Raw genomic sequence first — 14,023 nt, 5'->3', positions numbered from 1 at the left:
TCCCTACTGCAGGGTCGCCGTCAGCCGCGCCACGTTGTCCACATATTTGGCAAGCATCGGCCGGTGCAACCAGCCCTGCAGGGTCAGCTCGCGGCACATTTCCCGGTAGCTCGATTCAACGGAGCGCATGCTGTCCACGGCTTCGGCGCCCAGGAGCATCACGGACACCTCCATGTTGAGCGAGAAGGAGCGCATGTCCATATTGCTGGAGCCGAGGACGGCCACTTCCTCGTCGATGGTGAAATGCTTGGCGTGCAGCACGTACGGCGCGCGGTACAGGTAGATCCGCACCCCGGCTTCCAGCAGCGCCTCGTAGTAGGAGCGCTGCGCGTGGTGGACCAGGAACTGGTCGCCCTTCTCGGAGACGAAAAGTTCCACGTCAACACCACGCTGGGCCGCCGTCGTAATGGCGTACAGCAGCGAATCGTCGGGGACGAAGTACGGGCTGCAAATTGAGATGCGGTGCTGGGCCGAGTAGATCAGCGTATTGAAGAGGCGCAGGTTGTTTTCCGTGACGAACCCCGGGCCGCTGGGAACCACCTGGGCTGTCATTCGGCCGGGCGTTGCCTGGACCGCGACCTGCAGTTGGTTTTCGAGGGATTCATCGGTTTCACTGAGCCAGTCGGTGGCGAAGACGACGTTGAGGGTAGCGACGATCGGCCCCTCCATCCGCGCCATGAGTTCCACCCATTTACGCCCGGCGCGCCGGTGCTTGGGGTTGTTGTAGGAGGGCTCGATCAGGTTCTGGGAGCCCGTGAAGGCGATTTCGCCGTCGATCACCAGGATTTTCCGGTGGTTCCGCAAGTCCGGACGGCGCCATTGGCCGTGGATAGGCAGCAATGGCAGCATGCGGCGCCACTGGATCTGGCCGCGCTTGAGCCTACGGACCAGTTTTCGGTAGCCGGGGATCCGCAGCGTGCCGATGTGATCGAACAGAAGGCGGACGCTGACGCCGCGCGCTGCCGCGTTTTCCAACTCGGTGAGGAGTTCGTCCGTGACTGAGTCGCTGCTCATGATGTAGAACTCCGCATTGACGAACTTCTTGGCCCCCCGGACCGCTTCCGTCATGGCCTTGATCGACTCCTCGTAGCCGGGGAAGAGCTCCACGGAGTTACCGTCCACCATCGGCAAGGAACCCAGGCGCCGGTTCAGTTCACCGGCCGACGTCACCCATTCGGGTCCCGAGTATGTGCTTACGACGTCGGCGAGCGCCGAAGTGCCTGCACGCACCCGATCGTTGACTTGCTCCTGCTGCTCCCGACGACGGCGGGACAAGCGGAAATTACCGAACAACAGGAACAGGACGAAACCGACGGACGGGACGAGGAAGACGGCCAGGAGCCACGCCATGGCCGTGGTGGGACGGCGGTTTCCGGGGATGACGCCAAGTAGCACGACGCGCAAGCCGGTCTCAACGATGGCCCACGCGCCGAGGAGCCAAGTCCACTCTGTTCCGAACTGAAAAGGAAACAGCACCCCACACCCCCATGATCGAATAGCTAATCAAAGAACCAACAGTCAGCCCAGCCTATCTGGCGCACCGCTCCCGACTTCTCGTCCTGACCATCCCTCCGGGGGCAGCACTAAGCTGGAAGCATGACTTTACCTGCCTCGACGATCCTCGTTTTCCTGGATCCAGCGTTCGAAAACGGCCGCGTCGCCGATTCCAACCAGCCGCAGCTCATGGCAACCGACCTGGGCGCCACCCGGGGTGACGGCGTCTTCGAGTCGCTGCTCGCCGTCGAGGGCCGTGCGCGCAAGGTGCAAGCGCACCTGAACAGGCTTGAGAGCTCAGCCCGCGCACTGGACCTCAACATTCCCGAACAGGACGTCTGGCGCCGCGCGATCGACACCGCGATCACCGAATTCCGCGACGCCTTCCCCGCGCCAAGCCCTGCCGAAGACGAGGTAGTCGTCAAGCTGTTGGTGACGCGCGGAGTCGAAGGCGCCTCGACTCCCACATGCTGGATCCAGGCCTCGCCGTCCCCCGCGGGCAGTCGCCGGCAGCGCGAGACGGGCATCGACGTCGTACTTCTTGACCGCGGCTTCGACACGGAAGCGGGCGACCGCGCCCCCTGGCTGCTGCTCGGCGCCAAGACGCTCTCCTACGCCGTGAACATGGCCGCGCTGCGCTACGCGCACAAGCAAGGCGCGGACGACGCCATCTTCACCTCAACAGACGGCCGCGTTCTGGAGGGCCCGACGTCCACGGTGTTGCTGGCCCACGTTGAAACGGTCGACGACGGCGCCGGCTCGGTGCGCACGGTCAAGCGCCTCATCACTCCGCAACTGGACAGCGGCATCCTGCCGGGCACGTCCCAGGACGCCCTTTTCACGAAAGCGAAGGCCGCGGGATGGGAGCTCGGCTACGGTCCGCTGGTTCCCGAAGACCTGTTCGACGCCGATGCTGTGTGGCTGATCTCGAGCATCCGGCTCATCGCGCCGGTCAACCATGTGGACGGCAGGGAGATCGGTACCCCGGCAATGCGCAAGCAGCTGACGGCCGAGCTCAACGAGCTGTTCTCGGGGATCGAGTAGGGCTTTCGACCCCTGAGAAACGATGAGCGGAGGCTAGCCCTCCGCTGCAGGCAGCGGCAGGGGGCGTGCGTCAGAGATGCAGTCTGCCGCTACGCCCCCTGCCGGTTCAAGGGTGCGGACGCCGGCAGGGCCGGCGTCCGCATGCGTTCAATCTCAGTTGTAAGTAATGGTGGTTGCGTTTGTCGTTGCCGACCAGGTGATGTGTCCTCCTTGGAAGTTCTGCGCTCGTCCGCCCGAAACCGCGTACTCGGTGGTGGTCGGGTAACCAAGGCGACCGTTCTCCCAACCCTGGGATGCGTAGGCTACGCGAATGGCTCCGCCGTTAGGGAAGGCTCCGGTGGCTGGGGACCAGTAGATGACTCCACCTTGGAAGTTCTGGTAAGCGCCGCCGTTCTTCAGCCCGCCGATCTCATTGCTGGTCGGATAGCCGAGGAACCCGTTCTCCCAATTCTGGGCCGCCCACGCCGCATCAATGGCGCCCCTGGTGATATGGGCTCCCGTTGCAGCAGACCAGTGGATCACGCCACCTTGGAACGTCTGGTAGGCGCCTCCGTTCTTCAGGCCGCCGATCTCATTGCTGGTCGGATAGCCGAGGAACCCGTTCTCCCAATTCTGGGCCGCCCACGCCGCATCAATCGCGCCCCTGGTGAAATGGGCACCCGTCGCAGGGGACCAATGGATCACGCCACCCTGGAACGTCTGGTAGACGCCCCCGTTCTTAAGCCCGCCGATCTCATTGCTGGTCGGATAGCCCAGAACACCGTTCTCCCAATTCGTTGCGGCCCAGGCTGCATCTATCGCGCCCTTGGTGACGTGCGCCCCGGTTGCGCTTGACCAGTGCACCACGCCGCTCTGGAAGTACTGGTAGCAGCCGCCTGCGGCCAGGCCGCAAACCATTGCTCCGGTGGCGGTGCCGATACTCGGAGGCCCAGCAGCCGCAGCCGCAATTGCGGTCGCAGCTCCAGCCGGTTGGCTGCCGACGTCGTACATCTCGTAGTCGTCAGTGGTGATGGTGCCGTTGGCTTGGATGTTCAGTCCCCAGCTGATACCTGACGCGCCGGCCGGCAGTGGCGGGGTGGTCCAGGTTATTTGGGTCCAGTTCGCCGCGGCGGGGACCAAGGGGCTTGCCGTCCAGTACTTCCAGAACCCGTTACCGACACGGTAATACGCTTCGAATTGGGTCGGCGCGGTGGATTTATACCAGGCCTTCAGCTGATAGATATGTCCGGGCGTTCCTGTCGGTGAGCAACCGCCCAGGTCCAGGGCCGGCAGGAGCTTCGCGTCCCCGGGGGGGACGAACCCGGTCACGGTCAGCTGCTCGGCGTTCGTACCGGTGTGGCCGGGGGAGACAACAGCGAAGGCGGGGGTGTTGGTGCCGAAGCCGCCGGCGGCCCAGCACAGCGGAATCGTGTTGACCAAGGTTTCCAGGCTGGGGTTTTGGATCATGTTCGTCCCCGGCGGTGGCGGTGGAGGTACCGCAGGGCCCTGGACCGCGGGCTGCTGGGTGCCGCCGATGACCTGGTCCACGGTCTGCACCGCGACGGTACCAGCCGCCTTCTGCTGTGACAGCCAGGTCGCGAACTGGTTGAACAGGGTCGGGCTGATGGTCAGCGTCGGGTCCGTGCCGACCGCGATGTGGTGAAAGGTCAGTTGGACCCAACCACCGCCCGTAGTTTGGGCGTGGGTCACCTGGTTCTGAAGATCCGCCAGGGTCCAGGTGCTGTCTACCTCGCTCGGTGCCGCGGTGACGTAAGGATTGGCCGGCGGGATGGTGTCTGCCGCGGGAAGCGTCGCCGAGGCAGGGTCCTTGCTGGCCGTGTCACCCAGGCCGCGAGCACTGTTGTAACCGCACCCCTTCACCAAGGCCTCGGTGGCCGGGTCTTCGGAAGCGAAGGGGTAGGCGAAACTGGTGACCTTGAAGCCCATGTTCATCAGCGCCACGCGCCCGTTACAGATCTGCCGCGTCGACTCGGCGGCGGTCAAGGACACAAGATCCGGGTGGGTCACAGTGTGGCCGCCGATCTCGTTGCCGTCAGCAGCTATCTGCTGCAGGTTCGCAGTGGTCAGGTAGGTGGGCTGGTCGATCCACCCGGTCGTGATGAAATAGGTGCCGTTCAAGCCCAGGCTCTTCATGGTGGACTCGGCCGTCATCTGGTCCGCGTTGCCGTCATCGAACGTCAGTGACACCACCGTGTTCGCCGCGGCATGCGCAGGAGCGGCGACAACAACGCCCACCAAGAAGCTGGCCATGACAGCTACAACGCTGCCAGCGGCGAGCCACCTGGCCGGTGACCTGGTTTTAGTAGAAAGCTGTTTCGTTGGATCGGCTTTGCTTCTCATAAGGTGCGGGCGACTCGTCAATTTCATGTCTGCATCCCATAACTTTGTTGCGCGACTTTAGGGTGCGCCGGATTACCCCGAATCCCCGGTCCAGCGAAGTCTCAGCCGCAGTAAATAAATCTGATGCGTCTCCGCGCGAAACGCTTTGACGCTTCGCAATCCCCACGGGATTCCGAACAATTGTGTTTTGGACAACCAGTGCCCCAATTCGGATCATATGGACCAAGGCTCAAGGGGTCGCGAGTAATGGCTACTGGACTGCTTACGGGAATCGAGAATCGACACTCCCCTACTACCTACCGGAAAGTAGTCGCTCTCACCGGGACTCGAGAGCTCCTGAACGCGGCGACGAGCACCTCGTCTTTATCCCTGGCTGAGGATCTGCTCGCGCAGAATGTCTGCGTGCCCGCAGTGTTGCGCAAGCTCGCGGAGCATGTGGAGGTACACCCAGCGCAGCGGGAGCGGACCGCGTCGGTTGCCGTTGAGCATGTCGTCGAGCCCCAAGGAAGATGTCGCCTGGCGCGATGCTTCGCATGCTTCGCGGTGTGCTTGCTGGATCGTGGCGATCGTGTCGCCGTCATCGAGGACAAAAGACTCATCCGGCGTCGCAGGGATCCCGATCTCGGCCCGGGAACGGCACGATATGGCTTCGTCGAACCAGACCTTCTCCACGAAGGTCGCGTGTTTCACGAGGCCGAGCAAGGTGGTCCGGGACGGCACCAATGACCGCCGGGACTGTTCTTCCGTCAACCCGTTCAAACACTCATTGAGCGCCCGCCGGTGCTCGTCGATAAATGCCTCGAATTGGATCCGAATGGGCTGGTTGAAGATGTTCTCGGCAAGCGTCACGGTTGCACCTATGTTTTCCGTCAGGCAGGGACTCAGTCAGTATCGACGTGATCCGAGCTTAGCGTGGCGATGATTGCCGTCCTTGGTCCGAGGATCGCACGCTGGGGAATAGACTCCGTTCATGCGTCTGGCGATCATTGGAGCGGTCCTGCTTTTGGCGGGTGCCGTTGCGATCGCCACGGGCGCCCTGCCTTTCACCGATCTCATGGCACTCGTGGATCGAGTGGCTCCCATTCTGCTGTTCGTCGTCGCGATGACGGTTGTGACTGAGCTGTGCAGTGAGGCCGGGGTGTTCCTTTGGACTGCCCGCCGGCTCCGTTATTGGGGCCGCGGATACAGCATTCTCTTGTGGCTGTTCCTCGCGGTCTTTGCGACGCTGAGCACTGTCTTCCTTTCCCTGGACACAACGGCTGTGCTGCTGACCCCGGTGGTGGTCAGCGTTACGCGGCAAGCCGGGCTGCCGGCCCTGCCTTTCGCACTGACGACGGTCTGGCTGGCCAACACGGCAAGCCTGCTGCTGCCCATTTCCAACCTGACGAACCTTCTGGCGCAGCACAGTCTTGGCGGTATTACTCCTGGCGGGTTTGCGGGCCTGATGTGGGCGCCCTCCCTTACGGCCGTCGTCGTACCGCTGCTGTTCATCGCCATCGTCTTCCGGCGGGATCTGCGCAACCGCTATTCACGGATCCCGGTCGGGCGGATCAGGCCTGATCAGCCAGCCGGCGCTGAATCCAGGCCTGCGACGGACCGGGTCCTGCTCGGGTGCAGCGCTGTGGTTCTGGCGCTGCTGCTGCCCGCATTGGTGTCCGGAGTCCCGGTATGGATCCCTGCCCTGGCCGGGGCTGTAGTGCTGGGCGTGGTGTTCGCGTTCCGGCGCCCGCGGGTTCTCAAGGTGACCCTGATTCCTTGGTCCTTGTTGCTGTTCGCTTCCGGCCTCTTTCTGGTGATGGAGGCCGCCAGGCATCTGGGAGCTTCTGTGTTGCTGAGCCAGGTGGCCGGACAAGGCCAGGGCTTCCTGGATCTGGTTCGGCTCGCCGCGACGGGCGCCGCCGGCTCCAATGTCCTCAACAATTTGCCTGCGTACCTGCTCGCAGAACCGCTGGCGGGGACTCCAGTGCGGATGGCGGCGTTGCTGATCGGAGTCAATGCGGGACCGATCATCACGCCTTGGGCCTCCCTGGCAACCTTGCTGTGGCACGACCGGCTGATGCGGATGAACGTCCTGATTACGTGGAAGGGCTACGCGATCTTCGGACTGATGGTTGCTCCTCTGACCGTGTTTGCGGCAGTAGCGGTGCTGGCAGTCACCGGACAGTGAGTGCGTTCGGCGCGTGCCAGCCCCTGTCGCCGGGCGCGAAGAATCAGGACAGAATATAGTTCAGCTCGGCCGGTACCGCCGGAACCCCGACACGAGAAGGATCTGCCTCATGCTCAGCCTGCAGGATATCGATGACATCGTCCTCAACGGAGGGATTGTCGTTGACGTCGCCGGGGAGAAAATCGGCTCAGTGGAGCAGGTTTTCACCAGCGGTGATTCCGGGGATCCTGTCTTTGTCACCGTGCGGACCGGCCTGTTCGGCATGTCCGAGTCTTTCGCCCCGCTTTCCGGAGCCAGCCTTGAGAATTCAGTGATCAGGGTGGCTTTCGCCAAGGACAAAGTGAAGAACGGCCCGCGCATCGAGAGCGACCGCGGCGCGATCACGGAGACGCAGGAACAGGAACTCTACAGCTATTACGGGCTCGTGACCGAGGCCCCCGACGAAGGTGCCGCGGAGGAAACCGGTGCCGACGATGGACGGACGGTGCCTGAGGCCGCGGCTGGGGAGACCGAGCCGGAACCGGGCCCGCCACCCCCGCCCCGGCATCCTCCGCGTCCGCCGCACGGCGGTCCGCATCCGCCGCACCTGCACAAACATGTACCCCACCCCCCGCACCCCGGCCCGCCCGCGCCGCATCGGCCACCCGGGCCCTCGGCGGAACCGGAAGACATTCCATAACCGTCGCCCACGTGCCGGGGGATTTCAGCCGCCGGCCGTGATCCTCACCGCAGCGACGCCCCCGCCTGTTGAGGTGGCGGAAGCACCTGAATAAGCCCGCATTACTAGAATCTGGACATTGACCGACCCAGGCTGCAGCTGAACAACTCGCGAGTAGGACGTAGCGCAATCGATCGTCTGATCCTGGGGGCAAGGCCGATCCGTGGATCCTGGGCGATGACAAGGTGGACATCCGAGGCGCCAACACAGGCTGCGGTCAGAGTATACGAGCCCGCGTCCTCGACCCTTGCACTCTTTCCAACCCCGCTAGCGGCGCCGCCCACCGTGCCGGAATCCTCCCTGCCAGTAATAGCGCTGCGGTTCTGGTTCCCCCATGACCCACCATGAATCCGAGTGTAGCGGGCCGCGTAATTTAGCATGGCGACCCTATTGTGCCGCCATGCCCTCAGTAGTTAACTAGTTGCGCCGGTCAAGCTTGTTAAACGTCTGGTGCGCCGGTTCTGGGGCCGGCGCACCAGACTTCCCCAACTAACTCGCATTTGTTGTCGTTTAGCGGCCCCTAAACGACAACGACTGCGAGTCAGTTCGGCTTCTCAGGATCCCATGGGAGAAAGTGCCCGCACCAGACCGAAAAGGTCCTTGGGGTCATCGGGGTTCGCGACGAGGTCGATCTCCTCGAAAAATTCCGAACCCTCAACGGCATCGCGCAGGTACCGCAAGGCGGAAAAGTCCTCGATCGCGAAGCCCACGGAATCGAATATCGTGACCTGGTCCGTGGCGGTGCGGCCCAGCGCGCGCCCGCACAGGACCTGCCAGAATTCCGTGACGGGAAATTCGGCGGACATTTGTTGGATCTCGCCTTCAATCCGCGTCTGGGGATCGTATTCCGCAAAGACATCGCCGAGGCCCAGGATGGCAGCGTCGAGTTCGGTCTTCCCAGGGCAGTCGCCACCGATCGCGTTGATGTGGACACCGGGCGAAACCTGGTCTGCCGTCAGGATGGTGGCATTGGCCTTGTCCGCCGTGCACGTGGTGATGACGTCGGCGCCCTCCACTGCGTGGGCCGCCGAGTCTGCAATGGTGATGTCGAAGCCGAGGGGAGCCATGTTCCGGACGAACTTCTCCATCGCAGCCGGATCCGTGTCCCAGATCCTGACAGTGTTAATGCCCAAGGCCACCCGGAAAGCCAGGGCCTGAAACTCCGATTGGGTTCCGGTTCCGATCATCCCCATGATCCGGGCATCGGGGCGAGCGAGTTTCTTCGCGACCATCCCCGACGTAGCCGCCGTCCGCAGCGCTGTCAGCACTGTCATTTCCGCGAGGAACGTCGGATAACCGTTATGGACGTCGGACAGGACACCGAAAGCTGTCACGGTCTGGAAGCCGCGCGCTGGATTCGAAGGGTGTCCATTTACATACTTGAAGCCGTATGTTTCCTGGTCGCTGGTGGGCATCAGCTCGATGACCCCAAATGGCGTGTGACTTGCCACCCGCGGAGTCTTGTCAAAAGATTCCCACCGCCGGAAGTCGTCTTCCAAGTATTGAATCATCTCCGAGATGATGGTCTCCGGGCCTCGCCCGGCCGTCCAACGAACCATATTGCGGACATCGACAAAGCGCGTCATGTGCGCTCCTTTCCCTCATAAGCACTGTTGCTACGAGGCTACGGAGCGGCGATATGCATCCACAATTGCCAAAGTACGTACTTTTCATTGAAAGGCTGCACAAAATGATGAACGCATCTCTACATAATGCTCATTGGATAAAGGCGTCCGTCGTGCGGGCGACTACCGGAGGACGGAACTGAGCAACAGGCTCGTCTCGCTATTGACGATCCCCTCGATGCCGCGGATCCGGCCCAACACCTGGTCAAAGTCACTGAGGCTTTCCGTGCGCAGCTCGGCCACAAGATCCCACCCGCCGTTGGTGGTGTGCAGTGCCCAAATCTCCGGAAGTCCCCTGAGTTGGCGAATGACTTTGTCGGCCGATCTTCCCTCCAGGGCAATGAGCGCAATGGCGCGAATGGCAAGTGGATCGACCTCGTCGCGCACCCTCGCAGTGAAACCAACGATGGTTCCCGAGGAAACTAGACGCTCGAGCCGGCTATTCACAGTGGCCCTGGCGACGCCCAGCCTCCGCGCAAGGCTGGCCACGGACGCCCTGCCATCCTCCCTCAGAGCGGAGAGGAGCTGACGGTCAAGGTCGGTGAGTGCTGCCATAAAGATAAACGTATCGCCCATTCCCCAAGCGGGCCTGAGTCCGTAGGGTATCGACATGAGCATCTACATCAGCCCCGACTCTGCTGCATGGTCGCTGACGGCCATGGCGACTGGTGCGTCAGCGGGATCAATCGATGATGCAAACGGCATGTCCAACTTGGTGAAGGAAATCTACGAGACGGAAGGTTTCGAAGCCCTGTCGGGTGTGGTTTTTGCCTTGGCTCATCACAACAGCCTCTCGCTGCATGCACTCGCCACCGCCACCGGGATATCCGTACACGAGCTGCTGGAAATCCGGAAGCATCAAGGTTCCACTTTTCATCACTCCCCTACGGCAGTAGCGTCGCGGTTCGACGCCATTCCACCCCGGATCCAGGCAAGCCTGGACCCGTTGCCGAAAGAAACCGACGCCTAAGACCCCCGGTTACGGAACATGACGACGGCCGGTGATGCAGGCCGCCGTCGTGGATGTTATTTTCTTCTTGAGTAATGAGCACCAGCGCGAAGCCCTGACTTGCTGGTCGGCAACCCTCTCTCCGGCGGGGTGCCTCAGGTGACTACTCGGCGTATCGACACTTTCGAACTGCAAGCGTGACTGAGGAGCACCAATGCCTGAACCCACCGAAGAAAAACTCTCGTACCGTCTCATCACGGGCCCTGACACGAAGGATTTCTGCGAGCGGATCTCCACCGCCCTCGCGGAGGGATACGTGTTGCACGGCAGCCCGGCCGCGACCTTCAATGGCACGGACGTGATTGTGGCCCAGGCCATCGTCCTACCCGCCGCGATCGCGAGCGCAGATGCAGCAGTTGCCAACGCGGTAGACCAGCTTGATGAAGAGTTCGACGGCGAGGGGCACGCATGAGCTACGCAGGCGACCTCAGTCCGCACGATGCCTGGGCCAAGCTGGAACAAGGCGCCATCCTGGTGGACGTCCGCACCGAAGGCGAGTGGGCACACATCGGGATCCCTGACACAAAGGCCACGGAGAACGATCCCTTGTTCATCCAGTGGAACTTGGCCGGCGGCATCCCCAACACCCGTTTCATCGAAGAGCTGACGCAGCAGGCTCCGGAGGCAAATGGTACCGAACTGGTCTTCCTCTGCCGCTCCGGACAGCGTTCCATCGCCGCCGCGATCGCAGCAACACAGGCCGGCTACACCGCCTACAACGTCCTGGAGGGCTTCGAGGGCGAACCGGACCGCTACGGCGAGCGAACCGTGAACGGCTGGAAAAACCGTGGACTTCCGACGAACCTGGGGAACATCTAAGTGACTTTCAATCCTGACGCCGCCGGCTGGAGCCCTGACACCCAGGCAGTCCGCGGCGGTCTTGACCGCACCAACTTCCAAGAAACGTCCGAGGCCGTCTTCCTGAACTCCGGCTTCGTCTATGAGTCCGCCGCAGCCGCAGAGCGCGCATTCACGGGCGAGGACGAGCGCTTCGTCTACTCCCGTTACGGCAACCCCTCCGTGGCCACTTTCCAGGAGCGACTGCGCCTGCTCGAAGGCACCGAAGCGTGCTTCGCGACGGCGTCGGGCATGTCCGCTGTCTTCACCGCCCTCGGTGCGTTGCTGGCCGCCGGCGACCGCGTGGTTGCCGCCCGCTCGCTCTTCGGTTCCTGCTTCGTGATCCTCAACGAGATCCTGCCCCGCTGGGGCGTCGAGACCGTCTTCGTGGACGGCCCGGACCTGGACCAGTGGCGTGCCGCATTGTCCGAGCCGACAACGGCAGTGTTCTTCGAGTCGCCGTCGAACCCCATGCAGGAAATCGTGGACATTGCAGCGGTGAGCGAACTAGCCCACGCGGCGGGCGCTACCGTCGTCGTCGACAACGTCTTCGCTACTCCGCTGCTGCAGCGCTGCGGCGATCTCGGCGCGGACGTGATTGTCTACTCGGGCACCAAGCACATCGATGGCCAGGGCCGGGTCCTGGGCGGAGCAATCCTGGGCACCAAGGAATTCATCGACGGTCCCGTCAAGCAGCTCATGCGGCACACCGGGCCGTCGCTTTCCGCGTTCAACGCCTGGGTCCTGACCAAGGGCCTGGAGACGATGGCGCTGCGCGTCAACCACTCCTCGGCGTCTGCGTTGCGGATCGCCGAATGGCTTGAGGATCAGCCGGCCATCAGCTGGGTCAAGTACCCGCGGCTGTTGTCGCACCCGCAATACGAGCTCGCCGCGAAGCAAATGAAGGCCGGCGGAACCGTGCTCACCTTTGAACTGCTGCCCTCTGCGGGTCGATCGCCGAAAGAGGCCGCCTTCGCGCTGCTGGACGGGCTCGCCGTGATCGACATCTCCAACAACCTCGGCGACTCCAAGTCCCTCATCACCCACCCCGCCACCACCACGCACCGCGCCATGGGTCCGGAAGGCCGCGCGGCCATTGGCCTGAGCGACGGCGTCGTGCGGCTTTCGGTGGGGCTGGAGGATGTGGACGACCTCATCAGGGACCTGGAGAGGGCCCTCAAACAGGTCTAGCCCGGCGGGTTAACCCGGCGCTTCGCGCCAGTCTTGGCGCACCCAGGTGAGGACGGGCTGGGGCTTGGTGTTGCTCTCGTCTCTCTCCGAGCGCATCGTGATCTGAACGGCGTGCTCGACGACGGCGGCCAGCCCGGCGGCGTCGGGCGCGCCCCCGTTGGTCTCGCTCCAGCGCCCGGCAACACCACGCTGTTCGATAGCGCCGTTGCCACGGCCCAGGATGGCCGCCACGCCGGCTTGGACCAAGTCGAATTCGCCCTGTTCGGCGAGGACAGGTTCCAGGTACTCCACCAACGACCAGACGACGTCCGCGGCGGGCTCCGGGCGGAACGTTCCGAAGTCCAGCAGTTCGGTGCGAAGTCCGAAGTTGCTTGCCTGCCAGGACGCCATCCGCAAAAGCGCCGTGGGCACGGCCGCCGGCTCTATTCCGGCATGGTATTCACGAACAGAAGTCTCGACCAAGGCCCTGACGAGCACCGCGATGAGCGCCGCATCCTCGGCCCGTAGGCAGACATCGGCCACCCGGACCTCCACCGTGGGAACGTGCCGGGACAGCCTCGCGTCGAAGTAGACCATCCCCTCGTCCAGCAATACTCCCGTTTCGATGAGCCTCCTGACAACGCGTCGGTAAGCGGCCAAGGAACCGAAGATGGCTGACGGCCCCGACGAAGGCCAGCGGTTCCACGCCTGCGTCCGGTAGCTCTCAAAACCGGTAGCCAGACCCCGCCAATAGGGTGAATTGGCGCTGATCGCGGTGAAGACAGCGAGCTTGTCCCGGATGCGATCCAGGATCATCACGCCTTCCTCGGGGGACTCGATCGAGGTGTGCACGTGGAATCCGCACGTGAGCTGTTCGTGAGCGGTAATGCCGAATCGTTCGAGCATAATGGCGTACCTGGGATCCGGAGTGGTGTGCAACGCGGCGTCCACGGGCGACGTGGCCAATGCGGCGATCCTTGCGCCGTGGCGCCGTGCGGCATGGCTCGCGAGGCCCCGGGCCCTTCGGATCTGGTGCAGGAGCTCCGCGTAGCTGCGGCATGGCCGGGTCTGGGTTTCGATCTGCTCAAGCTTGAGCTCGTGGCTCAGGCCGGTATCGGGGCCGTCGATCTCCTCAAGGGGCGGACCGGTGTCGGGGCTGTCGTGGCTCGGTCCAGTGTCGGGACCGTCCTGGGCGAGGCCGTCGTGGGCCGAGCTGTCCTGGGCCTGGCTGTCGTGAGCGGGGCCCGATAGGAGCGCGTCGGCAAGGGCGAGCGGCTCGCCGGTCACGGGATCGACGATCAGCAATTCCTCTTCCACACCAAAAGTGCGCACGGATCAATTGTGCGCCATGGCAGCCTCGCCGAGACAGATCGGGGTTTTGCGGCACGCCCGAAGGATTCTGCTGGATCACTCCGGCCATACGGAACGAGTGTCCGCATATTCCGGGGCATTAGCGGAAGCCACCCTCATCGTCAAGCTGGTTGTGAGTCATTCATTACCTGTTGATTGAAGGAGCCGGCGATGGCCGTTGATAACAAGGGTTTTACGCGTGAAGAGATCCGTGAGTTCATGCACGAGTACTATTTGCAGCCGCACGGGTCGAGAAAGGAATGGCTTGC

Annotated in this window: 13 protein-coding genes and 1 riboswitch; of the genes, 7 read left to right on the top strand and 6 right to left on the bottom strand. The window is 63.1% G+C overall.

The window, feature by feature from the left end:
- Positions 1-3: 3 nt before the first annotated feature.
- Positions 4-1,476, bottom strand: coding sequence for a cardiolipin synthase (cls, locus tag AB4074_RS21655; protein WP_441415238.1), 1,473 nt, complete (start codon positions 1,474-1,476; stop codon positions 4-6).
- A gap of 120 nt (positions 1,477-1,596) precedes the next feature.
- On the opposite strand from cls, the gene AB4074_RS21650 reads away from it, so the two are divergent.
- Positions 1,597-2,538 carry an aminodeoxychorismate lyase gene (locus AB4074_RS21650; protein WP_441415237.1) on the top strand — a complete coding sequence of 314 codons (942 nt, stop codon included), beginning with the start codon at positions 1,597-1,599 and terminating at the stop codon, positions 2,536-2,538.
- Between the two features lie 153 nt (positions 2,539-2,691).
- On the opposite strand, the gene AB4074_RS21645 is transcribed toward AB4074_RS21650, so the two are convergent.
- Entirely contained in the window at positions 2,692-4,788 is a 2,097-nt protein-coding gene (locus AB4074_RS21645) for a polysaccharide deacetylase family protein (protein ID WP_441415236.1), read from the bottom strand.
- Positions 4,789-5,241: 453 nt separating this feature from the next.
- Positions 5,242-5,727, bottom strand: coding sequence for a DinB family protein (locus tag AB4074_RS21640; RefSeq protein ID WP_441415235.1), 486 nt, complete (start codon positions 5,725-5,727; stop codon positions 5,242-5,244).
- Positions 5,728-5,848: 121 nt separating this feature from the next.
- On the opposite strand from AB4074_RS21640, the gene AB4074_RS21635 reads away from it, so the two are divergent.
- Positions 5,849-7,045, top strand: coding sequence for an SLC13 family permease (locus AB4074_RS21635; RefSeq protein WP_441415234.1), 1,197 nt, complete (start codon positions 5,849-5,851; stop codon positions 7,043-7,045).
- A gap of 109 nt (positions 7,046-7,154) precedes the next feature.
- Positions 7,155-7,724, top strand: a complete 570-nt coding sequence (locus AB4074_RS21630) for a hypothetical protein (RefSeq protein WP_441415233.1) — start codon at positions 7,155-7,157, stop codon at positions 7,722-7,724.
- A gap of 593 nt (positions 7,725-8,317) precedes the next feature.
- On the opposite strand, the gene AB4074_RS21625 is transcribed toward AB4074_RS21630, so the two are convergent.
- The gene (locus AB4074_RS21625; protein WP_441415232.1) at positions 8,318-9,349 is read right to left on the bottom strand and encodes an ornithine cyclodeaminase; all 1,032 of its coding nucleotides are present in this window, start codon (positions 9,347-9,349) and stop codon (positions 8,318-8,320) included.
- A gap of 162 nt (positions 9,350-9,511) precedes the next feature.
- Positions 9,512-9,943, bottom strand: coding sequence for an Lrp/AsnC family transcriptional regulator (locus tag AB4074_RS21620; protein WP_441415231.1), 432 nt, complete (start codon positions 9,941-9,943; stop codon positions 9,512-9,514).
- Between the two features lie 55 nt (positions 9,944-9,998).
- Between AB4074_RS21620 and AB4074_RS21615 the strand changes: the two genes are divergently transcribed.
- The 4 genes from AB4074_RS21615 (at position 9,999) to AB4074_RS21600 (ending at position 12,425) form a co-directional block, all read left to right on the top strand.
- Positions 9,999-10,358 (top strand): hypothetical protein, encoded by a 360-nt coding sequence (locus tag AB4074_RS21615; RefSeq protein WP_441415230.1) that lies wholly within the window; start codon positions 9,999-10,001, stop codon positions 10,356-10,358.
- A 70-nt stretch (positions 10,359-10,428) separates the two neighbouring features.
- A riboswitch (SAM riboswitch) is annotated at positions 10,429-10,541 on the top strand.
- A 10-nt stretch (positions 10,542-10,551) separates the two neighbouring features.
- A complete protein-coding gene (locus tag AB4074_RS21610) occupies positions 10,552-10,809 on the top strand; it encodes a DUF1737 domain-containing protein (protein WP_236813293.1) in 258 nt (85 codons plus the stop codon).
- On the top strand, positions 10,806-11,216 hold the full coding sequence (locus AB4074_RS21605) for a rhodanese-like domain-containing protein (RefSeq protein ID WP_441415229.1): 411 nt from the start codon (positions 10,806-10,808) through the stop codon (positions 11,214-11,216). Before AB4074_RS21610 ends, AB4074_RS21605 begins: the two co-directional genes overlap by 4 nt.
- A complete protein-coding gene (locus tag AB4074_RS21600) occupies positions 11,217-12,425 on the top strand; it encodes an O-succinylhomoserine sulfhydrylase (protein ID WP_441415228.1) in 1,209 nt (402 codons plus the stop codon). It abuts the gene before it with no gap.
- A 9-nt stretch (positions 12,426-12,434) separates the two neighbouring features.
- Here AB4074_RS21600 and AB4074_RS21595 read toward each other — a convergent pair whose 3' ends face one another.
- Positions 12,435-13,736 carry a glutamate--cysteine ligase 2 gene (locus AB4074_RS21595; protein ID WP_441415227.1) on the bottom strand — a complete coding sequence of 434 codons (1,302 nt, stop codon included), beginning with the start codon at positions 13,734-13,736 and terminating at the stop codon, positions 12,435-12,437.
- Positions 13,737-14,023: the final 287 nt, after the last annotated feature.

The organism is Arthrobacter sp. 2MCAF14, from assembly GCF_052115645.1.
Taxonomy (GTDB): domain Bacteria; phylum Actinomycetota; class Actinomycetes; order Actinomycetales; family Micrococcaceae; genus Arthrobacter.
Note: the sequence above shows the minus strand (reverse complement) of the source record. Positions and strands in the feature narration are given on the sequence as shown.